17 protein-coding genes and 1 tRNA gene are annotated in these 26,137 nt (G+C 73.0%); 10 read left to right on the forward strand and 8 right to left on the reverse strand.

The features are described from left to right. Positions 1-89: 89 nt before the first annotated feature. Both SXIN_RS21160 and SXIN_RS21165 read left to right on the forward strand, forming a co-directional pair. Positions 90-791 carry a response regulator gene (locus SXIN_RS21160; protein ID WP_019706220.1) on the forward strand — a complete coding sequence of 234 codons (702 nt, stop codon included), beginning with the start codon at positions 90-92 and terminating at the stop codon, positions 789-791. Between the two features lie 81 nt (positions 792-872). After that, positions 873-1,844 (forward strand): Acg family FMN-binding oxidoreductase, encoded by a 972-nt coding sequence (locus SXIN_RS21165; protein WP_095757371.1) that lies wholly within the window; start codon positions 873-875, stop codon positions 1,842-1,844. A gap of 297 nt (positions 1,845-2,141) precedes the next feature. Here the strand turns inward: SXIN_RS21165 and SXIN_RS32420 are convergent, their stop codons facing one another. The 5 genes from SXIN_RS32420 to ppdK form a co-directional block, all read right to left on the reverse strand. Then, positions 2,142-2,720, reverse strand: a complete 579-nt coding sequence (locus SXIN_RS32420) for an enoyl-CoA hydratase/isomerase family protein (RefSeq protein ID WP_337589374.1) — start codon at positions 2,718-2,720, stop codon at positions 2,142-2,144. Continuing rightward, positions 2,603-2,905, reverse strand: coding sequence for a hypothetical protein (locus SXIN_RS32425; protein ID WP_238153825.1), 303 nt, complete (start codon positions 2,903-2,905; stop codon positions 2,603-2,605). Before SXIN_RS32425 ends, SXIN_RS32420 begins: the two co-directional genes overlap by 118 nt. An 805-nt stretch (positions 2,906-3,710) precedes the next feature. Beyond that, positions 3,711-4,913: an IS110 family RNA-guided transposase gene (locus tag SXIN_RS21175; RefSeq protein WP_019707043.1), complete on the reverse strand. Its 1,203-nt coding sequence runs from the start codon at positions 4,911-4,913 to the stop codon at positions 3,711-3,713. 269 nt (positions 4,914-5,182) lie between these two features. After that, positions 5,183-6,523 (reverse strand): HNH endonuclease signature motif containing protein, encoded by a 1,341-nt coding sequence (locus tag SXIN_RS21180; protein WP_095757372.1) that lies wholly within the window; start codon positions 6,521-6,523, stop codon positions 5,183-5,185. Between the two features lie 972 nt (positions 6,524-7,495). Further along, positions 7,496-10,231: a pyruvate, phosphate dikinase gene (gene ppdK, locus SXIN_RS21185; RefSeq protein WP_019709002.1), complete on the reverse strand. Its 2,736-nt coding sequence runs from the start codon at positions 10,229-10,231 to the stop codon at positions 7,496-7,498. 338 nt (positions 10,232-10,569) lie between these two features. Here ppdK and adhE point away from each other — a divergent pair, with 338 nt between their 5' ends. Then, entirely contained in the window at positions 10,570-13,374 is a 2,805-nt protein-coding gene (adhE, locus tag SXIN_RS21190; protein WP_238153826.1) for a bifunctional acetaldehyde-CoA/alcohol dehydrogenase, read from the forward strand. A 104-nt stretch (positions 13,375-13,478) separates the two neighbouring features. Further along, a complete protein-coding gene (locus SXIN_RS21195) occupies positions 13,479-14,378 on the forward strand; it encodes a universal stress protein (protein WP_019709004.1) in 900 nt (299 codons plus the stop codon). Positions 14,379-14,561: 183 nt separating this feature from the next. Here the strand turns inward: SXIN_RS21195 and SXIN_RS21200 are convergent, their stop codons facing one another. After that, a complete protein-coding gene (locus SXIN_RS21200; RefSeq protein WP_019709005.1) occupies positions 14,562-14,930 on the reverse strand; it encodes a hypothetical protein in 369 nt (122 codons plus the stop codon). Positions 14,931-15,294: 364 nt separating this feature from the next. Here SXIN_RS21200 and ctaD point away from each other — a divergent pair, with 364 nt between their 5' ends. The 3 genes from ctaD to SXIN_RS21215 all read left to right on the forward strand — a co-directional run bounded on the left by ctaD (position 15,295) and on the right by SXIN_RS21215 (position 19,149). Then, positions 15,295-17,088, forward strand: a complete 1,794-nt coding sequence (gene ctaD, locus SXIN_RS21205) for an aa3-type cytochrome oxidase subunit I (protein ID WP_019709006.1) — start codon at positions 15,295-15,297, stop codon at positions 17,086-17,088. 130 nt (positions 17,089-17,218) lie between these two features. Further along, positions 17,219-17,656 carry an SPW repeat protein gene (locus SXIN_RS21210; RefSeq protein WP_019709007.1) on the forward strand — a complete coding sequence of 146 codons (438 nt, stop codon included), beginning with the start codon at positions 17,219-17,221 and terminating at the stop codon, positions 17,654-17,656. Positions 17,657-17,958: 302 nt separating this feature from the next. Beyond that, on the forward strand, positions 17,959-19,149 hold the full coding sequence (locus SXIN_RS21215) for a PP2C family protein-serine/threonine phosphatase (RefSeq protein ID WP_019709008.1): 1,191 nt from the start codon (positions 17,959-17,961) through the stop codon (positions 19,147-19,149). A 55-nt stretch (positions 19,150-19,204) separates the two neighbouring features. Here the strand turns inward: SXIN_RS21215 and SXIN_RS21220 are convergent, their stop codons facing one another. Then, positions 19,205-20,473 carry an MFS transporter gene (locus SXIN_RS21220; protein ID WP_019709009.1) on the reverse strand — a complete coding sequence of 423 codons (1,269 nt, stop codon included), beginning with the start codon at positions 20,471-20,473 and terminating at the stop codon, positions 19,205-19,207. Positions 20,474-20,527: 54 nt separating this feature from the next. On the opposite strand from SXIN_RS21220, the gene SXIN_RS21225 reads away from it, so the two are divergent. Beyond that, positions 20,528-21,295, forward strand: coding sequence for an AraC family transcriptional regulator (locus SXIN_RS21225; protein ID WP_019709010.1), 768 nt, complete (start codon positions 20,528-20,530; stop codon positions 21,293-21,295). Positions 21,296-21,406: 111 nt separating this feature from the next. Here SXIN_RS21225 and SXIN_RS21230 read toward each other — a convergent pair. Beyond that, positions 21,407-21,482: transfer RNA gene (locus SXIN_RS21230), tRNA-Arg, on the reverse strand. A gap of 359 nt (positions 21,483-21,841) precedes the next feature. Between SXIN_RS21230 and SXIN_RS21235 the strand changes: the two genes are divergently transcribed. Together SXIN_RS21235 and SXIN_RS21240 are read left to right on the forward strand one after the other, a co-directional pair. Continuing rightward, positions 21,842-23,494, forward strand: a complete 1,653-nt coding sequence (locus tag SXIN_RS21235; protein ID WP_095757373.1) for a dynamin family protein — start codon at positions 21,842-21,844, stop codon at positions 23,492-23,494. Positions 23,495-23,499: 5 nt separating this feature from the next. Beyond that, positions 23,500-26,028 carry a GTPase gene (locus tag SXIN_RS21240; RefSeq protein WP_238153827.1) on the forward strand — a complete coding sequence of 843 codons (2,529 nt, stop codon included), beginning with the start codon at positions 23,500-23,502 and terminating at the stop codon, positions 26,026-26,028. The last annotated feature ends 109 nt before the right edge of the window (positions 26,029-26,137 follow it).

Genomic DNA, 26,137 nt, shown 5'->3' on the forward strand with positions numbered 1-26,137 from the left:
CACCACAGGGACCGTTCGGCCCTAACCGGCAGGTCCCCGGCGGCGTGACGATCGGTGGAGCGACGGTTCACCACTCCCCGAGGGACACCATGGCCGAGGAACGCGAGGCAGCACCGGAGAAGCCCATCAGGGTCTTCCTGCTCGACGACCACGAGGTCGTCCGGCGCGGAGTCCAGGACCTGCTGGAGTCGGAGCCGGACATCAACGTCGTCGGCGAGGCGGTCACCGCCGAGCAGGCACTCGTCCGCGGCCCCGCGCTCAGGCCCGACGTCGCCGTGCTCGACGTACGCCTGCCCGACGGGAACGGCATCGCCGTCTGCCGCGAGCTGCGCGACCGGATGCCGGACCTGGCCTGCCTGATGCTCACCTCGTTCGACGACGACGAGGCGCTGCTCGACGCCATCATGGCCGGGGCCTCCGGATACGTCCTCAAGCAGATCACCGGCCTCGACCTGGTGTCGGCCGTCCGCACCGTGGCCTCCGGGCAGTCCATGCTCGACCCCGCCACCACCGCCCGGCTGATGACCAGCCTGCGCGGCGAGGACGACGAGGCGGCGGCCCGGGACGAGGTGCTGGCCGACCTGTCCCCGCGGGAACGGGAGATCCTCGGCCTCATCGGCGAGGGGCTGACCAACCGCGAGATCGGCCGGCGGCTCTACCTCTCCGAGAAGACCGTCAAGAACCACATCTCCCGGCTGCTCGCCAAGCTCGGCGTGGAGCGCCGGATCCAGGCCGCCGTCCTGGCCACCCAGGCGGCACCGCAGCCGTCCCTGCAACACGGCACCTGCTGAAAACCGGGCCCGGACGGGACCCGGACGGCGCGTTTTCCACGGCGCGGGCATCCCACGCCGGGCACCGGGAGGACTGACGACATGACGACCACCGCCCCGCCGGACACGGCCACCCTGGAGAAGCTGATCTCCGCCTCCGTGGCCGCACCCTCGATGTACAACACCCAGCCCTGGCGCTACCGGCTGGACACCGACACCGCCACCGTGGAGATCCGCGCCGCGGCGGAGCGGGCGCTGCGCCACGCCGACCCGGTCGGCCGCGCGCTGCACGTCTCCGTCGGCGCGGCCCTGTTCAATCTGCGTGTCGCCGCCGCCCACCTCGGCTGGGAACCGGTGGTCCGCCTGCTGCCGCGCCCCGGCGAGCCCGACCTGCTGGCCGCCGTGCGCCTGGCCGGCCAGCCCCTCCGGGGCAGCCACCGCCCGGACCTCTACGAAGCCCTGTGGCACCGGCACAGCAGCCGCTTCCCGTACTCCGCGCACCCGCTGCCGACCCGGCTCCCGGCCGAGCTCACCGAGGCCGCGCACGCCGAGGGCGTGCTGCTCTCCTTCCCCGGCCCGGGCGAGACGACCCGGCTGCTGCGCGTCACCGCGGAGGGCGAGCGCCGCAACACCCACGACCAGGTCCGGCGTGCGGAGAGCCGCCGGTGGATACGGGAGGGGACGGCCGACGGGATGCCCGGCTCCGTGCTGGGCCCGCAGGACGCCACGGGACAGCTGCCCATGCGGGATTTCGCCGGTCTGCGTCCCGCCAGCGGCCGTCCGACCGCCGTCTTCGAACGGCGCCCCGTCATCGCCGTCCTCTCCACCACCCACGACCGCCGGGCCGACTGGCTGCGCGCCGGGCAGGCCCTCGAACACGTACTGCTGGTCGCCACCGCCGAGGGCGTCCGGGCGTCCATGCTCCACCAGGGCCTGGAGTACCCGGACCTGCGCTGGGCCCTGGGCGACGGCCGCGGCCGGCCCCGCCACGTCCAGATGCTGATCCGCCTCGGCTACGGCCCCACCGGCCCGGCCACCCCGCGCCGCCCGGTCCGCATGGTCCGCGACCGCTGACGAACGGGCCCGCCCGGCCCTCGACGAGCAGCCCTCCCCGGACCAGGCCTCGACGAGCAGCCCTCCCCGGATGGACCAGGACCGCGTCGACAGGCCCGGTCCTCCCCCGACCGGCGGCGGCCCCGGCCGCACCGGGCCGCCGCCCCCGCCCGTGCTCCTCCGGCACGGGACCCCGCGCCCCGGACGCCTCCGCCAGTCCGGGGCGCGGGCCGTGGCTCGGGGCGGGATCCGGCGCGTCGGGCCGCACGAGGACCCGGCCTGCGAAGCCGGGCCACAGGGCCGCGCGGGCGCGGGGCGTCACCAGATCTTGCGTGCGCCCGCGTCCGCGATCAGGGAGCGGATCGGTATGAGTTGCTTCGACGCGACGGTGCTCAGCGTCTGCTGTGACAGGTGGAAGCCGAAGTCCTCGGCGACGAGCTTCTTCCACGGCCGCGCGAGGATGTTGTGGGTCGCCCAGCGCGCGAAGCAGGGCCGCCGCATGATGAACTCGGCCGGCTCCCATGCACGGTCCAGGAGCTGTTCCCGGGGGAGTACGTCGCTGACGATGCCGAGCTCGAGAGCGGTCCTCGCCGGGATCGGCTTGCCTCCGCAGATGTGGTAGGCGGCTCGTTTGGTACCCATGAGCCCCTGCAGGACGAGGGCCTGCCCGTCGCCGGGGGCGCTGCCGGCCAGGAAGTACGGGTCCATGAAGTCCGCCTCTTCCATGGCGAGTGTGATGTCGCAGAGCAGGGCGAACTCGGTATGGATACCGGGTCCGTTCACCGCCGCGATCGTGGGGATGTCGAGGTTGCCGACGAAGCTCTCGATGGGCTTCCAGCCGTCGTAGGTCTGCTGGAAGATGTGGTCGGGTCCTCGTCGGTGATCGGCTTCTGCCAGGTCTTGTCGGGGTCGCCCCGGAACCAGCTGTCGCCGGTCGCGATGATGATGAGGACCTGGTTCCCGGGGTTGTTGCCCACGTCCTGCCAGACGCGGCTCCAGGCGTTGCGCGCGGCCCAGTTGTGGATGTACGGGCCGTCGTCCGTGTGCAGGCGGAGCTCGATGACGCCGTTCTCGCGGCGCATCTTGAAGAAGGCGGAGTACCTCTCGGAGTACTCCTCGAAGGGGACGGGCGGGACGTGCCCGGTCCAGGTGTCGCTGTGGTTGCCGTGGTTGCCGTGGTCACTTGAACGGTGACGAGGACAAGCCGATCAAGCCCAAGCCGTAAGGCGAGCCGCGCACCGGCCGTCCACGGGGCAGTTCGGGGCGACGACGGGTGCTGCGGGCCGGCAGTCGCCGTTGGGGTTGGGGTTACGGCGCTGGGTGGGCGGCGCGATGGTGGTGGCGGGTGCGTCGCGGGCTGCCCGTTGTCGTGGTGGTGGGGGTTACGGCATCCGTGCTGGGGGTGGGCCGGGGGTCGGTCGTCTATCCGGTGCCGTGCGCGCCCGGGGTCGTGTTTGAAAAGCATGGCGTGGCTGGTGCCGGTGGGGGTGCGCGGAAGCACACGCGCGCCTGGGTTCTTCGGCTTCCCGTTCGTCGTGGCGGGCTGTCGGTGGTGACGGTCGTGGGGGGTGGCTGCGCGGCGGGCTCTGCTCTCTCCCCTCACCCCTCACCCCTCACCCCTCTTGCCTCCTCTTACCTCTCGCCGGTTGCCGGTTGCTGCTTGCTGGTCGGTGGGGGCTGGGGGCGGCTCGTGCCCGTGGAGGCCGAGGTGCCTGCCGTCGCCGGTGCGCGTCGACGCCGAGGTGCGCGCGTGGCCCCTGCCAGGCGTTGCCCGTCTGGTGGTGGTCCGGGGTGGGTTCCAGATTCTGGGCAGGGGTGTGGGCCCCTCCGCGTGGTGGCGAAGGGGCTGGCGCCGGTGGCTCCCGGGGGGTGCCTCTATGTCTTTCGTCAAGCGAGTCGTGGGGTTCTGGGTTCGTAGAAGGTGCCGTCGCGGAGCATGGCGAAGAGGACGCTGATGCGGTGGCGGGCGAGGCGGAGGAGGGCTTGGGTGTGGGTTTTGCCCCGGGCTCGGCAGCGGTCGTAGTAGGTGCGGGAGGCGGGGTCGTGGAGGGCGGCGAACGCGGAGAGGAACATCGCGCGTTTGAGCTGTCGGTTTCCGCCTCTGGGGGCGTGTTCGCCGTGGATGGAGGATCCGGACTGTCGGGTGGTGGGGGCGAGGCCGGCGTAGGAGGCGAGGTGGGCGGCGGTGGGGAAGGAGCTGCCGTCGCCGATGGTGGTCAGGAGGACTGCGGCGGTCCTGACGCCGATGCCGGGCATCGAGGTCAGGACCTGGGAAAGAGGGTGAGCCTCCAGCAGGGTCTCGATCTGGGTTTCCAGTGCGCGGCGTTGTTCGTGGACGGTGGCCAGCGACTTGGCCAGCGAGGGCACGATGACGTCCAGGGTGCCGGTTCCCGGGACGACGACGGTCTGTTCGTCGAGGGCGGTGAAGATGTCGTTGACGAGTCGCTGGGCCATGCGCGGGGCCTTGGGCCGTATGACCTCGACGAGTTTGCGGCGGCCGGCCTTGCGCAGGGCGGCCGGGGAGCCGTAGCGCTCCAGTAGCCAGGTGATGGCGGGATGGTCCAGGCGGGGTCCCAGGACGCGTTCGAGGCTGGGGTGGAACTGGGTGAGCAGGCCGCGGATGCGGTTGGAGGTGCGGTTGGCCTCGCCGGCCAGGTCCTGGTCGAAGCCGACCAGCATGGTCAGCTCGGCGGTGATCTCGTCCGTGAGGTCGAGGGAACGCAGGGTGTGGGGCATGGTGCGTGCAGCGTCCGCGATAACGGCCGCGTCGCGGGCGTCGGTCTTGGCTTCACCCGGGTAGAGGTCGGCAATCCTGCGCATCGCCAGCCCGGGCAGATAGGCGACCTGGCAGCCCGCGTCGCGGGCGACGGTCAGCGGCAGGGCGCCGATGGAGGCGGGCTGGTCCACGATCACCAGCACCCGGCCGAACTTGTCACGGAGCTTGTCGAAGACGGCCCGCAGTTTCGGTTCGCTGTTGGGCAGCGGCTTGTCGAACACCTTCTTCCCGGCCGGGGTGAGTCCGTGTCCGTGATGGCTGCTCTTGCCGACGTCCAGGCCGAGGAAGACGCCCGTCTCGTCGATGTCGATCACCGTGCCCCCACATGCGTCGATGCCGTGCCGGCCTCGGTGGCGGGGCCGTTCGCGCGCATCCACGTTATGCAGACCTGCCGCCCGCGAGTGGCCGGGCATTGCGCCCGGCCGGGCGGTGGTCGGGCCTCTGATCAGCGTCTCCGACGGCACCCCTCGGGCCCGGTGACACCACCCCCCAGGTCATCCCAACGACAGGGGGCAACAGTCATGCCGGGCCCGGAGGCCAGCAGCCCTCTTGCAGGACCGCGAAGAAGATAACGGGGCGGCGGCTACGTGATGTGGGCGAGGGGCTGGGGTGGGTTGGTGTAGGTGTGGCCGGTCGGTGCGGTCCAGGTGACTGCGCCGGTGTCGGGGTTGCGCTGCACCTGCCATTCGGTGCGGTGTTTCAGCAGGTGGTGGCGTCGGCACAGCGGCATCAGATTGTCCGGCTCCGTCGCCCCGCCCGCTTGCGGATCCTGGTGGTCGAAGGGCTGGATGTGGTCCAGGTCGCAGCGGTGGGCGGGCATCTGGCAGGAGGGGAAGGTGCAGGTCATGTCGCGGGCGGTGACGTGGCGTTGGGTCTCGGCGGTGGGCTTGTAGGTGGTCGGATCGGTCTTGACCAGCAGCCCGGTCTTCGGGTGGGTGATCAGACGCCGCCAGATCGTGCCCGGAGCGAAAGCCACCTCCCGCGCCGCGGTGGCGCTGATCGGCCCGTAGCCCTTGAGGTGTCCGGGCTCCTCATCCGCCCCGATCAACGTGTCGAGGGACACCGTCATTTGGACCACTGCCGCCGACCGGCCACCGGGGGTCGCGTCTCCGGCGGGGCGGTTGACGACCAGGTCATACAGGGCGTCCACCCGCTTCTGGTTCAGCGTGCGCCCGTCATCGCCGAAGGTGGCGGCGTGCGCATCGACGGCAGCATCCAGCTGGGCGGCCTGGGGGGTGGGGAGGAACGCGGTCCAGGTGGCCATACCGTCCTCGGTCGCGCGGTGCCAGATCGTGCGGTCCTCCCGCCGCCGGCGATGCCGCCGCTCCGCCCCCAGCGGATCCGCCCGCAGCACCGCCCGGTTCAACGCCCGCCGGGTCTGGCCGACGGACTGGCCCGGCATCTTGGGCAGCACCATGGCCTCCACCCGCGCGGCGGCTTCCGGGTCGAGGGTGCCGGTGACCTCCGTCACCGCCTTCGCCTGCAGATAGCAGATCTCCCCGCGCTCCAACAGGCCGACGGTGGTGGGGAAACGGCCCTCCAGGGCGGTGGCGACCGCCAGACGCTCCGCGGCCGTGTTCCCCGATAGCTTCAACGCACAGGCAACATCCTCACAGGCGAAGTCCCAGTCATAGTCCGCCCAACCCCTCCCATCCGGCCTCGCATCCAGAGCATCCGCCTCGATATCCGCCAGCAGACCCACCTGCTGCGCCTGAATCCAGGAGGTGTGCCGCTCCCAGGCCTTCAAAGCATCGATCCGCCCCGTGGTGGAAAGCTGCTCGCGCTCCAACAGGCCGAGCATCGCCGCCGTCTGCGGACCCGGCACAGCCGTGGCCAGGTGCGCGGCCCACTCATCCGCCGTCACCGGCCCTCCCCGCGGGCCGGTTGTTTCGGTCTCGTCGTGGTCGAGCAGCGTGGCCTGCATGACATTCCCCCCGTCCGGATCACCCGTGTGAACTCCCGCCCTCACGCAGCGAGTTCCTACCCCCTATTTTCCGTCACGGACGGTGATGAATCCAGGTCCAGAGCATGGAACCACCCGAACGAGTGAGCGAAAGCGGACCCGGGAACTCCACCTACCGCCCCCGTCCCATATCAGCACCACCACGGACCGCCAGCACTCCGAACGCGGCCGCCGACGCGCCGGAGAACCGGGGCCTCACACCGACCTCATCCCGGCAACAACCGACACGACCACAGCAGCCACCGACAATCACCACCCGCGACCGCCACCACCGACAGCCCGCCACAACGAACGGGAAGCCGAGAAGCCCAGGCGCGCGTGTGCTTCCGCGCACCCCCACCGGCACCAGCCACGCCATGCTTTTCAAGCCGTCCCCGGGCGCGCACGGCACCGGATAGACGACCGACCACGGGGCCACCCCCGACACGGATGCCGTAACCCACCACAACCACAACGGGCAGCCCGCGACGCACCCGCCACCACCACCGCGCCGCCCACCCGGCGCCGTAAACGCAACCACCCACCGGTCGCGAGTGCTCCCTGGACAAGCGTCAGTCTTCACCACTGCTGCTCTGCTTCCCGACTGGTGCTCGTGCGGGAGCTGACGATCGCAGGCCAACCTGTGGAGTCGGCCCGCTTCGGAGTGGTCGCAAACTTTGAGCTTCTTCAGCTTCTTCAGCTGCTTCCTGGTCCGCAGCCGTGCTTGCCGCCCTGCTCAGGGGCGGTATGGAGAACACCCACCCGGTGGTGCACGACTCAGACAGTGGTCCGGTACGGGTCCGGTACATCCCGCGCATCATGCCCGTACGCCCGTACGCCCGTACGCCCGTACGCCCGTACCCGGCCCTGACATGCCGGGTACGGGCGCGACCCCGGGTTGGTGGCCGGACCCGGCTGCCCCGGGGTTCGGGGGCCGGGCCCGGCCGCCGCCGGTCACTTCGTCGTGTCGGTCCCGTCGTCCGGGATCGCCGCGCGGCCGGCCTCCAGGCGGGCCACCGGGACCCGGAAGGGGGAGCAGGACACGTAGTCCAGTCCGGCGCCGTGGAAGAAGTGGACCGAGTCCGGGTCGCCGCCGTGCTCGCCGCAGACGCCGATCTTCAGGTCCGGGCGGGCGGCGCGGCCCTCGGCGACCGCGATCTCCACCAGCCGGCCCACGCCCTCCCGGTCGAGGGTCTCGAACGGGGAGACCGGGAAGATGCCCTTCTCCAGGTAGGCGGAGAAGAACTCGGCCTCGACGTCGTCCCGGGAGAAGCCCCAGGTGGTCTGGGTCAGGTCGTTCGTCCCGAAGGAGAAGAACTCCGCGGCCTCCGCGATCCGGCCCGCGGTGAGCGCGGCCCGGGGCAGTTCGATCATCGTGCCGATCGGGAGGTCCACCGTCACGCCTGAGGTCTTGGAGACCTCGGCGAGAACGTGCTCGGCCTCCTCGCGGACCAGGCTCAGCTCCTTGACGGTGTCCACGAGCGGCACCATGATCTCCGCGCGCGGGTCGCCGCCGGCCCGCTTCCGTTCCACCACCGCCTCGGCGATGGCCCGCACCTGCATGGCGAAGAGTCCGGGGACGACGAGGCCCAGGCGCACTCCGCGCAGGCCCAGCATCGGGTTCTCCTCGTGCATCCGGTTGACGGCGGCCAGCAGTTCGACGTCGTGCGGCTCCGGGGTCTCCCCGCGCGCCACGGTCGAGGCGACGCGCACCGAGAGCTCCGTGCGGTCGGGCAGGAACTCGTGGAGCGGCGGGTCGAGCAGCCGGATGGTGACCGGCAGGCCGTCCATCGCGGCGAGGATTCCGGTGAAGTCCTCCCGCTGAAGCGGCAGCAGGGCCGCCAGCGCCGCGTCGCGCTCCTCGTCCGTGGTGGCGAGGATCATCGACTCCACCAGCTTGCGGCGGTCACCGAGGAACATGTGCTCGGTGCGGCAGAGGCCGATGCCCTGGGCGCCGAACCGGCGGGCCCGCTCGGCGTCCTCGGGGGTGTCGGCGTTGGCCCGCACCTGGAGGCGGCGTACGGAGTCCGCGCGCCGCATGATGCGGTCCACGGCCGCGACGACGGGCGCGGAGTCCTCTCCGGCAGCGGTGGTGGTGGCAGCAGCGGTGGCGTCCTCGGCGATCCGCCCGCCGTCCTCGAAGTACCGCATGACCACGGAGTCGATGAGCGGGGCCGCTCCGAGGAGCACCGTGCCGGCCGAGCCGTCCACGGAGATCTCCGTGCCCTCGGTCACCGTGGTGCCGTTGGTGGTGAACCGCCGGGCCTCGACGTCGACCGTCAGTTCCTCGGCGCCGCAGACGCAGACCTTGCCCATGCCGCGGGCGACGACCGCCGCGTGGCTGGTCTTGCCGCCGCGGCTGGTGAGGATGGCCTGGGCGGCGATCATGCCGGGCAGGTCGTCCGGGGTGGTCTCCTGCCGCACGAGGACGACCTTCTCGCCGGCCGCCGCGCGCCGCACCGCCTCGGCGGAGTCGAACACCGCGACGCCGACGGCGGCACCGGGGGAGGCCGGGATGCCGTGCGCGAGCGTGGCGCCGACCGCCTCGGTGTCGAAGCGGGGGAACATCAGCCGGGCGAGCCGGTCGCCGGAGACCCGCGCCAGGGCCTCGTCCTCGCTGACCATGCCCTCGTCGGCCAGTTCGGAGGCGATGGCGAAGGCGGCCTCGGCGGTGCGCTTGCCGACCCGGGTCTGCAGCATCCAGAGCTTGCCGCGCTCGATCGTGAACTCGATGTCGCAGAGGTCGCGGTAGTGGTCCTCCAGCGTCTGCAGGTACTCGCGCAGCTGTGCGTACGAGGTGGGGTCGGTCTTCCCGAGGTCCTCCAGCGGCACGGTGTTGCGGATGCCGGCGACGACGTCCTCGCCCTGCGCGTTGGCCAGGTAGTCGCCGTAGATGCCGGGGCGCCCGGTGGCCGGGTCGCGGGTGAAGGCGACACCGCTGCCGGAGTCGGGGCCGAGGTTGCCGAAGACCATGCGCTGCACGTTGACGGCGGTGCCCAGGTCGTCGGAGATGTGCTCGCGCCGGCGGTAGATGCGGGCGCGCTCGCCGTTCCAGGAGTCGAAGACGGCGCGGATCGCCCGCTGCAGCTGCTCCTCGGGCTCCTGCGGGAACTCCTCGCCCGTCTCGCGGCGGATGATCTCCTTGTACGTTTCGGTGAGTCCGGTCAGGTCGGCGGCGTCCAGGTGCAGGTCGTCCGAGGCGCCGCGGCGCTCCTTGAGCGCGGCGAGCGCGGCTTCGAACAGAGCGCTGTCGACGCCCATCACGGTGCTGCCGAACATCTGGATGAGGCGGCGGTAGGAGTCCCAGGCGAAGCGCTCCTGCCCGGAGACCTCCGCGAGCCCCAGCACGGAGCGGTCGTTGAGGCCGATGTCGAGGATGGTCTCCATCATGCCGGGCATGGAGAAGCGGGCCCCGGAGCGCACGGAGAGCAGCAGCGGGTCGTCCGCCTGCCCCAGCCGCCGTCCGGCCGACCGTTCGAGCGCCGCCAGGCTCTCCGCCACCTCGATCCCCAGGCCCTCCGGCTCGGAGCCGGTGGCGAGGAAGGCCCGGCAGGCCTCGGTGGTGACGGTGAAGCCGGGCGGCACGGGCAGGCCCATCCGGGTCATCTCCGCCAGGTTGGCGCCCTTGCCGCCGAGCAGGCCGGCCATGTCGCGGCCGCCCTCGGTGAAGTCGTACACGTAACGGACCATGGTGGGGCCTCTTCCTTGGTGAGGACGTGCCTCCACGGTCGCCCGGAACACCGGGGCCCGACAGGTCCCTGTCGTCCCCGCGCGGGGGACCGATCGGCCCCAAGGGTCCCCACCGTCCCGGCGGTCCCGGCCGGGACCCGGCCCGGGGTCCCGGTCGTACCCTGGTTTTGGAGCCCCATCGGCCTGCCGCGGCGGGACCTTCGGGACCTGTGGACGGCCCCGTCGCTGCGGAAGTCTGATGGACGAGGGGCGGCAACAAGCCCCCGGGACACGGCCCCACTGGACCGAGCCCCGCGATCCGCAACGGTCACGCGACCCCACGACGGAGGCTCACCGCAATGACCCGACACGACGCCGGCACCCGGCCCGCCGCGAAGCCCGCCAAGCCCGCGAAGCCCGCCAAGCCCACGCAGTCCGACCAGCCGGCCCAGCCGGCCCCCGTCGGCGGCGCGGGCACCGGCCCGGCCTCCCGCGGCGCGGCGGACAGCGGCGTGACGGGCGGCGGCGCGGCCACCGGCAGCAACGCCTCCGGCGAACGGAACGCCGCCGTCGACCAGTTGGTGACCAACGGCCTCAAGGCCCTGGCCGCGTACGAGCACCTGACCCAGGAGCAGATCGACCACATCGTCGCCAAGGCCTCGGTGGCCGCCCTCGACAAGCACACCCAGCTCGCGCGGATGGCCGTCGACGAGACCGGCCGCGGAGTCTTCGAGGACAAGGCCGCGAAGAACATGTTCGCCTGCGAGCACGTCACCCACAGCATGGCCAAGACCAAGACCGTGGGCGTCATCAGCCGCGACGACATCGAGGACATCGTCGAGATCGCCGAGCCCGTGGGCGTGGTCGCCGCCGTCACCCCCGTCACCAACCCAACCTCCACCACCATCTTCAAGGCGCTGCTCGCGCTCAAGACCCGCAACCCGGTGGTCTTCGCCTTCCACCCCAGCGCCCAGCGGTGCAGCGCCGAGGCGGCGCGCGTCGTGCGGGACGCGGCGGTGGCGGCGGGCGCCCCGGAGCACTGCGTGCAGTGGATCGAGAAGCCGTCCATCGAGGGCACCGCCGCGCTGATGCACCACGACGGCGTCGCGATGATCCTGGCCACCGGCGGCAACAGCATGGTCAAGGCGGCCTACTCCGCCGGCAAGCCCGCGCTGGGCGTCGGCGCCGGCAACGTCCCCGCGTATGTGCACCGCAGTGCCGTGCTGCGCCGGGCCGTCAACGACGTCGTCCTCTCCAAGGCGTTCGACAACGGCATGATCTGCGCCTCCGAGCAGGCCGTCATCCTGGACGAGGAGATCTACGAGGCCGCGCTCGCGGAGTTCGCGAAGCTGCACGCCCACCGGGCCACCGCGGACGAGAAGCGGAAGCTGGAGGCGTTCCTCTTCCCCACCGGCGCCGACGGCGGCGAGGGCTGCGAGGCCAAGGTCAACCCGGCCGTCGTGGGCCAGAGCCCGGCGTGGATCGCCGAGCGGGCCGGCTTCACCGTGCCGCCGGAGACCTCCGTCATCCTCGTCGAGACCGACCACGTCGGCGCCGACGAGCCGCTGACCCGCGAGAAGCTCTGCCCCGTGCTGGCGGTGCTGCGCGCCGGCTCCACCGAACAGGGCTTCGACCTGGCGGCGGCGATGGTCGCCTTCCACGGCCAGGGCCACAGCGCCGTCATCCACGCCGCCGACGAGGAGCTGGCCGAGGCCTACGGCCGCCGGATGAAGACCGTCCGCGTCATCGTCAACGCGCCCTCCTCGCACGGCGCCATCGGCGGCATCTACAACAGCCTGCTGCCGTCGCTGACCCTCGGCTGCGGCTCCTGGGGCTCGACCTCCGTCTCGAACAACGTCTCGGCCGCCAACCTCCTCAACATCAAGCGCATGAGCACCCGTCACAACAACCTGCAGTGGTTCAAGGTGCCGCCGAAGATCTACTTCGAGCCGCAGGCCATCCGCTACCTGGCCTCCATGCCGGACGTCCACCGGATCACCGTCGTCACCGACGCCACCATGACCCGCCTCGGCTACGTCGACCGGATCAACCGCGTGCTGCAGCGCCGCCCGCAGCCGGTCACCGTCCAGGTCATCGACGACGTCGAGCCCGAGCCCAGCATCGACTCCGTGCACCGCGGCGCCGCCCTGATGCGGGACTTCAAGCCGGACACCATCATCGCCCTGGGCGGCGGCTCCCCGATGGACGCGGCCAAGGTGATGTGGCTGCTCTACGAACAGCCGGACATCGACTTCGCCGACATGCGGCAGAAGTTCTCCGACATCCGCAAGCGGGCCTTCCGCTTCCCGGTCCTCGGCGAGCGCGCCCGCCTGGTGTGCGTGCCGACCACCTCCGGGACCGGCGCCGAGGTCACCCCGTTCGCCGTCATCTCCGACCCGGCGACCGGCCGCAAGTACCCGCTGGCCGACTACGCGCTGACCCCCAGCGTCGCCATCGTCGACCCGCTGCTCACCGCCGACCTGCCGCCGGCGCTGGCCGCCGACAGCGGCTTCGACGCCCTCACCCACGCCACCGAGGCCTATGTCTCCGTCTACGCCAACGACTTCACCGACGGCCCCGCCCTGCACGCCATCAAGCTCATCTTCGAGAACCTCGAACAGGCCGTGAACAACCGGGCCGCCAGCCCGGAGGCCCGGGAGCGGGTGCACAACGCGGGCACCATCGCGGGCATGGCGTTCGGCAACGCCTTCCTCGGCATCGTGCACGCCATGGCGCACACCCTGGGTGCCACCTTCCACGTGGCGCACGGCCGCACCAACGCGATCCTGCTGCCGCACGTCATCCGCTACAACGGCACCGTGCCGACCAAGCTCACCAGCTGGCCCAAGTACGAGAGCTACCGGGCACCGGAGCGCTTCCAGGAGATCGCCCGCGCCCTGGGCCTGCCGGCCGCCACCCCCGCCGAGGGCGTCGAGTCCTACGCCACCGCGGTGGAGCGGCTGCGCGACGCGGCCGGCATCGAACCGTCCTTCAAGGCCGCAGGCGTCGACGAGACCGCCTTCCTGGAAGCCCTGCCGCAGCAGGCGCTCAACGCCTACGAGGACCAGTGCGCACCGGCCAACCCGCGCATGCCGATGCTCGACGACATGCAGGCCATCATGCGCGCCGCCTACTACGGCGACCGGGTCCCGGACGCCGGATAGCCCGGACGGCCCGGCCGGGGACGGCGCCGTCCGCCCCCGGCCGGGACCGGCCGGACCACAACCGCTGCACGGCAGCACCGTATTGATCACTCGGGAGGAATGTCATGACTGCCACCGGCAAGAACGAGGACACCCGCGGCCGTGTCGTGGTCGGCTTCGACGGTTCGGAGCCGTCGTTCCGCGCTCTCGACCGCGCCGCCGAGGAGGCCGTCCGGCGCGGCACCGCGCTGGAGGTCCTGTGCGGCTGGCCGTGGAACCCGCCGCCGCTGCCCGGCGAGACCCCGCACGAGCCGCCGACCCTCGCCGAGGAGACCCAGGCCATGGTGGGCCAGGCGGTCGAGAAGGTCCGCGCGGCCCACCCCGGCCTGGAGGTCATACCGGTGACCACCAGCGAGGCCGCCGTGCCGGCCCTGGTGCGGCACAGCGAGACCGCCGCCCTGACGGTGCTCGGCACCCGCGGTCACGGCGGCTTCACCGGACTGCTGCTCGGCTCGGTCAGCCTCCGCGTCGCCGCGCACTCCGCGAGCCCGCTGATGGTCGTCCGGGGCGAGGCCGCGGACGGCGCCGCCCACGGGACGGTGCTGGTGGGCGTGGAGTCCGACGAGGACGGCGACGCGGTGCGCTTCGCTTTCGAGGAGGCGTCCCGGCGCGGAGCCCGGCTGCGGGCCCTGCACGCCTGGCTGTACCCCGCGCTGCCGACCGGCGCGTACATGGGCGCCTTCGACGTGCCGCCGAAGGAGGGCGACGAGCGCCGCAAGGAGGCCGAGGCACTGCCCCGTTACGAGGTGGCGCCGTTCCGGGAGGAGTTCCCGGACGTGGAGGTCATCCCGGACAACGAGTGCAACGCGGCGGCCCCCGCGCTGGTCGAGGCCAGCCGCACGGCCGACCTGATCGTGCTCGCCACCCACCGCACGCACCGTCACCTCGGGCTGCAGCTCGGCCCGGTCACCCAGGCGGTGCTGCACCACGCGCACTGCCCGGTCGTCCTGGTCCCGACGGACTGAGGCCACACCGGCCGGGACCGCCGGGGCACCGGCGGAACCGCGACCGGAGAAGGGAGCGCATGACGGAAGGGAAGGACGGGCATCCGAACCGCGAGGCGGGCAGCGGTGGTCCTCGTCACCGCGCCCGACCGCGTCCCACGGCCGCCGTGCCCCGCGCACGGCGGCCGTAGCCGTGCCGGTGTATCAGTGCCCGGCCGGCTCCTGCTGTCCGGACTGTTCCGCGCGGTCGAACCAGCCGTCCCCCGCCCCGGCCTCCGGGGTGCCGTCCCCGGCAGCCGCGCGGGGCTCCCGTTCGGACGCCGGACCGGACTCCTGGGTGCGGCGGCCCGGGGCGCTCTCGCGGGCGCCGTCCCCGGGGCGCTCCCCCCGCCGCCCGTGCTCCGCCCGCCCGTGCTCCACCGTGTGGCGGTCCAGGCGCAGATCGCTCCAGTCGAGCGCCGCGCTCGCGGCGCGCCGCGTCTCCCGGGCGGCGTCCCGGGTCGCGGCGAGCACGTCGCCGTGCTCCTCGACGAGGAGCTGGTAGATCGGGGGGTTCGCGGTTGCCGTGGCCACGGTGGTGTTCCTTCGCTGTCGACGAGGGTGCGAGGCGGCCGTGAGGCGCGGACCGGTCGCCGGCCCGGCTGCGGTGGGCCGAGAGCGCGCGTACCCGGCTCCCCCGCGCGCATGCCCGGCCCGGCCCCGCTTACCCCCGGACACCGCGGTCCAAGCCTCCAACTCGCCCGCGGGACCGGCCGATACGGCTGCGCGTGAGACGTGTCACAGAGCCGCCCACCGGGCGGCCGGGCCCGGTTCACCGGGCGGAACGGGGGAAGGAACGGGCGTGCCGCGGTGCCGGCGCGGACGGTGTGGTTGCGCCGGGCCCCGGCGGGTACCGGAGCGTCCCGCGCCCCGTCCTCTTCCGACCGCAAGGATGCCCATGGCGACCTCCACCGAGCCCGTGACCCCCGCGCCGCGGCGCCGCCGCAGTCGCGGAGCGGTGGTCGTGAGCTGGCTGACGACGACCGACCACAAGAAGATCGGCCACCTCTACCTGATCACCTCGTTCGTCTTCTTCCTCCTCGGCGGCGTGCTCGCCCTGGCGGTACGCGCGGAACTCGCCCGCCCCGGGCTGCAGTTGCTGACCAACGAGCAGTACAACCAGGCGTTCACGCTGCACGGCACGGTGATGCTGCTGCTCTTCGCCACCCCGACCTTCGCCGGTTTCGCCAACGCGATCATGCCGCTCCAGATCGGCTCGCCCGATGTGGCCTTCCCCCGGCTGAACATGCTGTCGTACTGGCTGTTCCTCTTCGGCGGCCTCATCGTCGTCGGCTCCCTGCTGGTCAGCAGCGGCGCCGCCGACTTCGGCTGGACCTCCTACACCCCGCTCAGCCGCCGGGAGCACAGCCCGGGCACGGGGGCCGACATGTGGGTGCTGGGGCTGGCGCTGGGCGGCTTCGGCACCATCCTCGGTGCCGTCAACTTCATCACCACGATCATCTGCCTGCGCGCGCCCGGCATGACGATGTTCCGGATGCCGGTCTTCACCTGGAACGTGCTGCTCACCTCCGTCCTGGTGCTCATCGCCTTCCCCGTCCTGGCCGCCGCTCTGCTGGCCCTGGCCTCCGACCGGGTCTTCGGCTCCCACATCTTCTCCGCCGAGAACGGCGGCCCGCTGCTCTGGCAGCATCTGTTCTGGTTCTTCGGGCACCCCGAGGTCTACATCCTGGCGCTGCCGTTCTTCGGAGTGGTCACCGAGATCATCCCGGTGTTCTCCCGCAAACCCGTATTCGGCTACATCGGCCTCGTCGGCGCGACCCTCGCCATCACCGGTCTGTCCGTGGCCGTCTGGGCCCACCACATGTTCGCCACCGGCGCGGTGCTGCTGCCGTTCTTCGCCTTCATGTCCTTCCTCATCGCTGTGCCCACCGGCGTGAAGTTCTTCAACTGGATCGGCACGATGTGGAAGGGCTCGCTCTCCTTCGAGACGCCGATGCTGTGGGCGCTCGGCTTCATGACGACCTTCCTCTTCGGCGGGCTGACGGGCGTGCTGCTCGCCTCCCCGCCGCTGGACTTCCACGTCCACGACAGCTACTTCGTCGTCGCCCACTTCCACTACGTGCTTTTCGGCACCATCGTCTTCGCGATGTTCGGCGGCTTCTTCTTCTGGTGGCCGAAGATGACCGGCACGATGCTCGACGAACGGCTCGGTAAGATCCAGTTCTGGACGCTGTTCACGGGCTTCCACGCCACCTTCCTCGTCCAGCACTGGCTGGGCGCCGAGGGCATGCCGCGCCGCTACGCCGACTACCTCGCCGCCGACGGCTTCACCCTGCTCAACACCGTCTCCACCATCGGCGCGTTCCTGCTCGGCCTGTCCACCCTGCCCTTCCTCTACAACGTCTGGAGGACGGCGAAGTACGGCCCGAGGGTGGAGATCGACGACCCGTGGGGCTACGGGCGCTCACTGGAGTGGGCGACCTCCTGCCCGCCGCCCCGGCACAACTTCCTCACCCTGCCGCGGATCCGCTCCGAGTCCCCGGCCTTCGACCTGCACCATCCGGAGACGGCGGCCGCCGACCAGGCGGAGCACACGGGCCGCCGGGACCTGCTCGACGCGGAGGAGGGCACGGGCGGCACCGGACTCCGGGCCGGACGTCCGGCGGACGGCGGGCAGGACGGCGGGCAGGACGGCGGACGGGACGGCGGACAGGACGGCGGGCGGGGCTGAAGGGCACCGCGCGGGGGAGGGCCGCGGCGGTCCGGCGGCGATCCGGTGGACATGCCGTGTTTGGCCGGGAACCCCACGGTTACGTCGTGAGTAGTAGGCACTCCAGACGAAAGGGAAGGAGGGGTTCCAGGTGACTGCACAGACGTCGTCGAGCATCGCCCAGCACCCCGACATCGTGGCCCTGCAGGCCCAGTCCGAACGGGCGGTGGCCTCACCGGCCGCTCAGGCGGTCGAGGCCCTGAGCCTGCTGACCGGTCTCTTCATCGCCGCCTCGCCCTGGATCGTGGGATTCAGCGGCCTGACGGCGCTGGCGGTGACCAACCTCATCACGGGTCTGGCCTTCGTCCTCCTGGCGCGCGGTATGGGCGGCGACGCCTACGACCGCACGCACGGCATGAGCTGGGCCATGGCCGGTATCGGTCTGTGGACCGTCGTCGCACCCTGGGTCATCGTCGGAGACGTGTCGACGACCAGGACCCTCACGACCAACATCATCGCCGGTGGTGTCGCGGCCCTGCTGGCCTTCGCCACCGCGGCCATGGCGGGACGCGGCCGGCGGCGCACGTGAGTGAACCGGCGGCCTGATCGGCCCCGGGTCCCCGGCCCGTGCCGGGCCCCTTCCCGATCGAACGGCTGAACGTCCTCGGGGCGTGGCGCTCACGGCGTCACGCCCCTTGACGCGTGCCCGCCACCTCGCCCGGCGCGGGGGGCGACCTTGCGGGCCGCGACTCGTCCGTCTGGTGGCGGCCGGCTGGCCGGGGCGCCCGGCGGGCGTGACATTGAAACCCGGGGACCCGTCGCGGTGCGGTCCCCGGGCGCGGGGAGCCCGGTGGCGCGGAGGCCGGAAGGACGAGAGGGCGGCACGGGCGAATGAACGACGGCAGCGACGAGGACCCCTGGGAACGCCTCCGCGCCACCGGACGGTTCAGCAGCGCTCCGTGGGTGGTGCCCTACGGACTGATCCTGGCCGGGGTCGTCATCAACCTGATGGTGCCCCGGGGCACCACGGTATCCGCCACCTACGCCGCCGCGCCGCTGGCCGCCGCGGCCTTGTGGACCCTGCGCGGCACGCTGGCCGTGTCGGCCGTCGCGGTGGCGGTGATGTCGCTGAACGCCTTCTGGTGGGACAGGCTGAGCACGACCGAGGCCCTGATCCGGCTGACCACGGTCGTCTTCGTGGCTCTGCTGTCCCTGGCCCTCAACAGCGCCCTGCGGCACAGTGTCATACGGCTCGCCTCGGCCCGGCAGATCGCCGAGGCGGCGCAGATCGCCGTGCTGCCGACACCACCCGGCCGGATCGGCCACCTGTCCGTCGGGGTGCGCTACGAGGCGGCGTACACGGGCGCCCGCATCGGCGGCGACCTGTACGCGGTGCAGCGCACGCCGTACGGGATCCGGATGGTCGTGGGCGACGTCCGCGGCAAAGGGCTGTCGGCCGTGGACGCCGTGACGATCGTGCTCGGTGCCTTCCGGGAGGCGGCGGGGCGGGAGGCGGACCTGGCGGTGGTCGCGGCCTGGATCGAGAACGCGCTGCGCCGGGAGTCGGAGCAGCGGGCCCGGACGGACCAGGAGACCGAGGAGTTCGTCACGGTCGTCCTGGCGGAGGTCCCGGCCGGTGAGCCGGGCCGGCTGCGGATCGTCAACCGCGGTCACCCTCCGCCCCTGCTGTTCACGGCGGACGGGACCGTACGGCTGCTGGAGCCGGAATCGTACGCGTTGCCGCTGGGCCTGGAGGCCCTGGACCGGGAACCGCAAGCCGGCTGGACCGTGGTGCCGTTCCCGCCCGCCGCCACGCTGCTGCTCTACACGGACGGCGTAACGGAGGCCCGCGACTCGGCGGGGGTCTTCTACGACCCCGTGGCCCGCCTGCACGGCCGCGTTTTCACGGAGCCGGCCGCCCTCCTCGACACGCTGCTCGAAGACGTCGAGGCGCACACGGACGGGCGAACGGTCGACGACATGGCCCTCCTGGCCGTCACCCGCGACCCGGACGAACCCCCTCCGGGGGCTCTCCCGTCCTCCCGGGCCGACGAGGGCTTCGGCCTCCGCCCGAGTCCGTAGCCGCTGGTGCGGACCCCGGAGCCTGCCCTGACCAGCGCCATGACCTGCTGGAACCTCACTTCGTCGAGGTGCTCCGACCGGGCCGCGGGTCGCCGGTGCCGTCCCCGCCGCGCCCGTCCGCGAGGCTCCCCGTCCCCTCCTCGGCGTCCTGCTCGGCGTCCCGGCCGCGGGTCCCCGGCAGCGGCTCCGGGGCAGCCGGTTCGGGCAGGGTGCGGAACAGCAGCCAGCTCAGGGCGGGCATCACGATCAGGGGCGTCAGGGCCGTGCGCAGCGAGGTGGCGTCGGCGATGCGGCCGATGACAGGGCTGGTCAGGCCGCCGACGCCGACCATGAGGCCGAGGGTGACCCCGCCGGCCGTTCCGACGCGCGTGGGCAGATAGTCCTGGGCGAGCGTGACCTGCAGTGAGAACGGGACGTACAGGCCGATCGAGGCCAGCGCCACGAACAGAAGGACCGCCGGGCCCGGCACGAACACCGCCCCGGCGACGGCCGCGACCGTGGCCAGGTACGACATGCTCACCACCGTGACCCGGTCCCAGCGGTGGGCCAGACCGCTGCCGACGACCGTGCCGACGGCGCCGCCGAGATAGAGCACGACCAGCGCGATCGCGCCGGCCACCGCGCTCCCGCCCGTCTGCCCCCGCACATGGAAGGCGACGAACGTGCTCAACCCGACGAACACGACCGACCGGCACCCCACCGCCAGCGACAGCCGGACGAACGACGCCCAGTCGTCCCGCCCTTCCGCGGCTCCCCTTCCGCGGCCGGCCGACGGCGCCTCGGCCGCCCCTCGCAGGACCGGCAGCGTCAGCACGCCGCCGACCAGCGCGGGAAGGATCAGCAGCGGGGAGAGCCGCAGCCCTCCCGCGGCGATCACGGCGGTGACCAGGAGGGGAGCCACCGCGAAACCGATGTTGCCGCCCAGGGAGAACCAGCCCATGGAGCGGTGACTGCCCTTGCTCGCGATCCGGGCGACCCGCGCGGACTCCGGATGGTAGGCCGCGACCCCGATGCCGGAGAGCGCCACGAACAGCAGCGTGAGGGCATACGAGCCGCCGACCCCGCTCAGGGCCACCCCGAGGCCGCCGAGGACCGTGCTCGCCGGCAGGAGCCAGGGGACGGGGCGCCGGTCGGTGAGCACGCCGAAGAAGGGCTGCGCCACCGAGGACGTCAGGCCGGCCGCGAGGACGATGCCCGAGGCGGCGGCGTAGGTGTAGGCACGCTCGGCGACGAAGAACGGGATCAGGGCCGCGACGGCGCCCTGATAGACGTCCACACAGGCGTGTCCGGCCGACAGCAGAACGATCGGCTTGTTCCGTGGCATGGCGTCATGGTGGTGCGTAGGCGCCCTGTCGAACTTCCGATAATCTGCCATTCAATGACGGAGATCCGCCACGAGTCGGTGGCGCCGACCAGCGCCCGCCGCCTGGCCCCGGGCGCAGGGATCGATGCCCACCGGCACGACGACCACCAACTCGTCTACGCGGGCCGGGGCGCGCTCGCCGTCACCACGAGCGCCGGCTCATGGACGGCTCCGGCCACCCGGGCGATCTGGGTGCCGGCCGGCACGGTGCACTCCCACCAGGCGCACGGGGAGCTCGAACTGCACCTGATCGGCCTTCCCGCGGACACCAACCCCCTTGCCCTCGACCGGCCCACCGTGCTGAGCGTCGGTCCCCTGCTGCGGGAACTGATCCTCGCCTGCACTCGGGACCCGGCGGACGACAGCCCGGAACACCGGCGCCTGCGCGCCGTCCTGTGCGACCAGCTGCGCGTCTGCCCCCAGCAGCCGCCGCACGTGCCGGCGCCGACCGCACCGCAACTCAAGGCGCTGTGCGAGATCCTGCACGCCGACCCGGCCGACAACCGCACCCTGGCGGCCCTGGGCAGGCAGGTCGGCGCCGGCGACCGCACGCTGTCACGGCTGTTCAGGGCCGATCTCGGCATGACGTTCCCGCAGTGGCGCACGCAACTGCGGCTCTCCCACGCCCTCGTGCTGCTGGCGGAGGACACGCCGGTGACGGTGGTGGCGCACCGCTGCGGCTGGTCCTCGGCGAGCGCGTTCATCGACGTCTTCCGCCGCGCCTTCGGCCATACACCGGGCCGCGCCGCTGACGCGGGACGGGCGGCGGGACGGGCGGGGTAGGGCCGCCCCGCGGCCCCGTCGGCACTCCCGCTCCGGCGGAGCACTGAACTCCGGAAGGCTGGTACCTGCGGACTGAGCTGTGGGAATGTGGCCCAGTCGGCGCTGGGCCGATGGCGCCCCCGGCAGGACTCGAACCTGCGGCCAAGTGCTTAGAAGGCACCTGCTCTATCCACTGAGCTACGGGGGCCGGATGGCGGCCTCGGTGGCCTGGAGCCCCGGTGCCAGCGGGTCCGACCGCTGCGGGCGGTGGTGCCGGTGCCCGGAGATCGGTGGACCGTGGCCTTGCCGGGACAAGGATAGGGCTCCGTGCACCTCGTCCCGCTTGCTTCACCTCCGTGACACCTTGTGGAGGTTCGGTGAAGCGCATCCGATAATCGCAGGCAGGTGCGAATCCCGCATCGCTTTTCACGCCTCAACCGTCGGGTGTTGTGCACTCGTTATGCCTGACCCCCGGGGGTCACAGCCGTATCACGATCTACCGGCGCGCAGGACCGCCATACGCTTCAAAAACCTACTAAAAACGGGCATTCTTCGCATGTGGCGACTTTGGATGCACAGCCCCGACTGCTCGACGCACTGTCCGCCTTGCGCGACCGTGTCGCCGCCCTGCGCTTCCCGCTGGCCCTCCCCGGAGCCGTGCGGGCCCGGCAGAACCGGGCGGAGCTGCTGGCGCAGCTGGACGACTACCTCTTCCCCCGGCTCAGAGCCCCCGAGGCGCCCCTCCTCGCCGTCGTCGGCGGTTCGACGGGCGCCGGCAAGTCCACTCTCGTCAACTCCCTCGTGCGACGGCCCGTCAGCCCCGCCGGAGTGCTGCGGCCCACCACCCGCGTCCCCGTGCTCGTCTGCCATCCCGAGGACCACCACTGGTTCGCGGGCCGGCGGGTGCTCCCCGATCTGGTGCGGGCCCGCGCGGTGCGGCAGGAGGCCGTGGCACGGAGCGGGCTCCTGCCGTACGCCCACGACCTGTTCGCCGACGAGCTGGAGGAGATCGATGACGGGGAACGCGGTGCGGAGACCGCTCTCCGCGTCGAGACCGCGAGCAGCATCCCGCCCGGCCTGGCCCTGCTCGACGCCCCCGACATCGACTCCCTCGTCGTCCGCAACCGCGAACTCGCGGCCCAGCTGATCTGCGCGGCCGACATCTGGGTGCTCGTCACCACCGCCACCCGCTACGCCGACGCGGTGCCCTGGCATCTGCTGCGCTCGGCCAAGGAGTACGACGCGACGCTCGTCACCGTGCTCGACCGGGTGCCGCATCAGGTCGTCGCGGACGTCTCCCGGCAGTACGGCTCGCTGCTCGACAAGGCCGGGCTCCGCGACGTCCCCCGCTTCACCATCCCGGAGCTCCCCGAGTCGGCCGGTGACGGCGGTGGGCTGCTGCCCGCCAGCGCCGTGGCCGGGCTCCGCGACTGGCTCGCCCAGCGCGCGCAGGATCCCGCCGCCCGGACCGTCGCCGCCACCCGGACGGTGAACGGCGTGCTCGCCTCCCTGGACGTCCGGGTGCCCGCCCTGGCCGCGGCCGCCGCCGCGCAGCACTCCGCCGCCGTCCGGCTGTCCCAGTGCGTCGAACAGGCTTATGACGAGGCCGCGGCGCGGGCGCGGGGTGAGCTGGCCGCCGGAGCGGTCCTCGCCGGTGACGCCCTCGCCCGCTGGCGCGGCTACCCCTGGCACAGCGGCCCCGGGGAACTCCTGGAGGCCTGCTCCGACAGCCTCGCCGCACACCTGTGCTGCGCCGTCATCCACGCCGACGAACGCTTGCGCGAGAACTGGCGGCGCGACCGGGCCGCCGGAGCCGGTCCGCTCCCCGAGATGACCGCCCGTGCGGCCGGCTCCGCCGACCGGATCGGCGTGGCCGTACGGCGCTGGTCCCGCTGCGTCGAGGAACTGGCCGAGGAGGAAGCCGCCCTGGTGGAGCGTCCGGGCACCGCCGACCCCGAGCATGTGGCCGCGCTGCTGGCCGTCGCGCTCCTCGGCGGCGGCCGGTCCCGTACGGCGGCGGACCGGCTCGCCCGGATGCTGGGCGACGACGCGGCCGCCCGGCTGCGCGGCCGGGGGGAGCAACTCCTCACCGAGTGCGGGGAACGCACCCTGCACGGCGAACGCGACCGGCGGCTGGCACCGCTCGACGAACTCCACCTGGCACCCGGTCACCAGGCCGGCCTGATCGCCGCGTTGTCCGTACTGCAGAAGGAGAGGTGACCGGCATGGCCTTCACCGCCGACCGCCCCGAGGACGCCGACCACCCGCCGTCCGGCACGGACACCGCCGAACCCCGCCCCGCGGAGCAGGCGCCCCCGCTGCTGCCGACCGCGCGGGCGGAGGAGGACCGGCGGCCAAGCCCGGCCACCGGTGAGGACGCCGGCCCGGGCCCGGAGCCTCGTCCGGAGCCTTGCGCGCCGGCGGGCCGCGAAGAGGGCGGCGAGCCCGGCTCGGACACCGGCACGGGTGCGGGTCAGGGCGATGGCGATGGCGAGGGTGCGGGTGCGCATGCGGAGCACCGCACTGCCGGGCGCGGCGCGGACGGGCCGAACGCCCGTACGGACGACGCCGAGAGGGAGACGGCCCTTGGGGACGGAGCCCGCGCGGGAGGCGCCCCGTCCGGTCCGGGGGACAACGCGGCCGGGTCGGCCTCCACGGCGCCGGAACCCGCACCGTCCGCGCCGCGGGGTGAGGAGCACCGGTACGAGACGATGCCCGCCCCCGCCCGGGAGCGCACCCCGGAACCGCAGGTGCCCGAAGACCTGGCCTGGAACGACGGGTTGATCGCCCGCCGCGCACCCTGGGCGCGCGTCACCCGGCCCGCTCGTCCGTTCGACGTCGAGCGGATCCGCCCGGACGACCGCCCCGACAACCGTCCGGAGGGCACCGCCGGGGCCCTGGGGGAGACGAAGCCCGGGTCCGGGGACGGGGGCCGGGCCGGGGCGGCCGGCGAGAGCGGCACCGCCTCCGCGGCACAGGACCTCCCGGCCGCTCCGCCGCCTCCGCACACCGGCTTCAGCCGCCCCCTGCGCACCCGGCTGGAGGCCCTGCGGGAGCTCGTCGGACTCTCCGCCGCCCGGCTCGACGCGCACACCCTCGCCGAGGCCGGACATGTGCTCGACGAAGCCGTGGCCCGGCACCGGCTCTCGCTCGACCACACCGTCGTGGCGCTCGCGGGAGCGGGCGGAAGCGGCAAGTCGACCCTGTTCAACGCCCTGGCCGGCGCCCCGGTCTCCGAGGCGGGCATCCGCCGTCCGACGACCACCGCGCCGCTGGCCTGTACCTGGTCCGACGGCGCCGACGGCCTTCTCGACCGGCTCGGCGTGCCGTCCGCGCTGCGCCGCCGCGCGCCGCGCCGCACCCACGAGCAGTGGCCCGGGCTCGTACCCGGCCCGCAGCCGGAGGACGCGGGCGGCCCAGCGCCGAACCTGGACGGGCTGGTCCTGCTCGATCTGCCCGACCACGACTCCGCCCTCCCCGGGCACCGCCGCCAGGTGGACCGGCTGCTCGGCCTGGTCGACGCCGTGGTGTGGGTCGTCGACCCGGAGAAGTACGCGGACGCGGTCCTGCACGAGCGCTATCTGCGCCCGCTGGCGGGCTATGACGAGGTCACCTTCGTGGTTCTCAACCAGACCGACCGGCTGCCCGGCGACGCCACCCACCGGGTGCTCCACGATCTGCGACGGCTCCTGGACGAGGACGGCCTGGCCGTCGGCGAACACGGCGAGCCGGGGGCGGTGGTGCTGGCGCTGTCGGCGCTGACCGGGGAGGGCGTCGGCGAGCTGCGGGAACAGCTCGCCCGTTTCGTGGCGGCCCGCACGGCGGCCGAACGCAGACTGGCCGCCGATGTGGACGGTGCCGCGGACCGGCTCGAGCCGGTCTGCCTCGCCGAGGGCTGGACCGGGCTCTCCGCGCGGGGGCGTGAGGAGTTCGAGGACCGGCTGGCCGCTTCGGTCGGCGCCGCGGCCGCCGGACAGGCCGCCGAACGCGCCTGGCTGAGCCGGGCGGAACAGGCGTGCGGAACCCCGTGGACCAGGCTCCGCCACCGCCGCGCGTCCGGGCGGTCACCCGTTCCCCCGGCGGCGGCGCTGCCCGCGGCGGACGGCCCGGCGGCCACCGCGGAAACCGGCACCGCACCGGACTCGGCCACGGACTCGGCCACGGACACGGGAACGGACACGGGAACGGGAACGGGTACGGGCAGCGGTGAGCCGGGGGCGCGGGCCGCCCGTGCCGTGGTGGAACAGGCCGTGCGGAACCTGGCCGGTGACGCGACCGCCGGCCTGCCGGAGCCCTGGGCCCGCGCGGTGCTGGACACCGCCGTGAGCGGGACCGAGGGGCTGGCGGAAGCCCTCGACCGGGCGGCCGTCCGGCCGCTGCCCGGTGTCAGGCCGGCCCGGCCGCGCTGGTGGGCGGCGGTCTCGGCCACCCAGTGGCTGCTGCTCGCGCTGCAAGCGGCCGCCGCCGTATGGCTGGTGGCGGTGCTGACGGCCGGACCGGCCGGCGACTGGCCGCGGCCGGCGCTGCTGCTGGCCGCCGCCTCGCTCGGCGGTCCGCTGCTCGCCCGCGTCTGCCGGCTCGCGGCCCGGGGCCCGGCCCGGCTCCACGGCCGGGACACGGAGCGGTGGCTGCGCGACGCGTCCGCGGCCTGCGGCCGGTCCCGGGTGCTGGAACCGGTGGCCGCGGAACTGCTGCGCTACCGCGAGGCGCGGGCCCAGCACGCGGTCACCGCGGGTGGCCCCGGGCTTTTGTAACGTCCGGTCATCCTCCGCAAGAACCCTTCCGGGTGAGCCTGTTGTCCACAACCGGTGAGTAGTCCACAGGCCCGAGCGGACTCCGGCGGAGGCGGCCACGATGGCTGCC

Origin of the sequence: Streptomyces xinghaiensis S187 (assembly GCF_000220705.2) — a bacterium.
Taxonomy (GTDB): domain Bacteria; phylum Actinomycetota; class Actinomycetes; order Streptomycetales; family Streptomycetaceae; genus Streptomyces; species Streptomyces xinghaiensis.

Coding starts and splice junctions, on each gene's coding strand:
- SXIN_RS32425 (WP_238153825.1), bottom strand. CDS start 2,905: ATGCGCCGCGAGAACGGCGTCATCGAGCTCCGCCTGCACACGGACGAC.
- SXIN_RS21165 (WP_095757371.1), top strand. CDS start 873: ATGACGACCACCGCCCCGCCGGACACGGCCACCCTGGAGAAGCTGATC.
- SXIN_RS21160 (WP_019706220.1), top strand. CDS start 90: ATGGCCGAGGAACGCGAGGCAGCACCGGAGAAGCCCATCAGGGTCTTC.
- SXIN_RS21240 (WP_238153827.1), top strand. CDS start 23,500: ATGGCCTTCACCGCCGACCGCCCCGAGGACGCCGACCACCCGCCGTCC.
- SXIN_RS21215 (WP_019709008.1), top strand. CDS start 17,959: ATGAACGACGGCAGCGACGAGGACCCCTGGGAACGCCTCCGCGCCACC.
- adhE (WP_238153826.1), top strand. CDS start 10,570: ATGACCCGACACGACGCCGGCACCCGGCCCGCCGCGAAGCCCGCCAAG.
- SXIN_RS21195 (WP_019709004.1), top strand. CDS start 13,479: ATGACTGCCACCGGCAAGAACGAGGACACCCGCGGCCGTGTCGTGGTC.
- SXIN_RS21180 (WP_095757372.1), bottom strand. CDS start 6,523: ATGCAGGCCACGCTGCTCGACCACGACGAGACCGAAACAACCGGCCCG.
- ppdK (WP_019709002.1), bottom strand. CDS start 10,231: ATGGTCCGTTACGTGTACGACTTCACCGAGGGCGGCCGCGACATGGCC.
- ctaD (WP_019709006.1), top strand. CDS start 15,295: ATGGCGACCTCCACCGAGCCCGTGACCCCCGCGCCGCGGCGCCGCCGC.
- SXIN_RS21220 (WP_019709009.1), bottom strand. CDS start 20,473: ATGCCACGGAACAAGCCGATCGTTCTGCTGTCGGCCGGACACGCCTGT.
- SXIN_RS21225 (WP_019709010.1), top strand. CDS start 20,528: ATGACGGAGATCCGCCACGAGTCGGTGGCGCCGACCAGCGCCCGCCGC.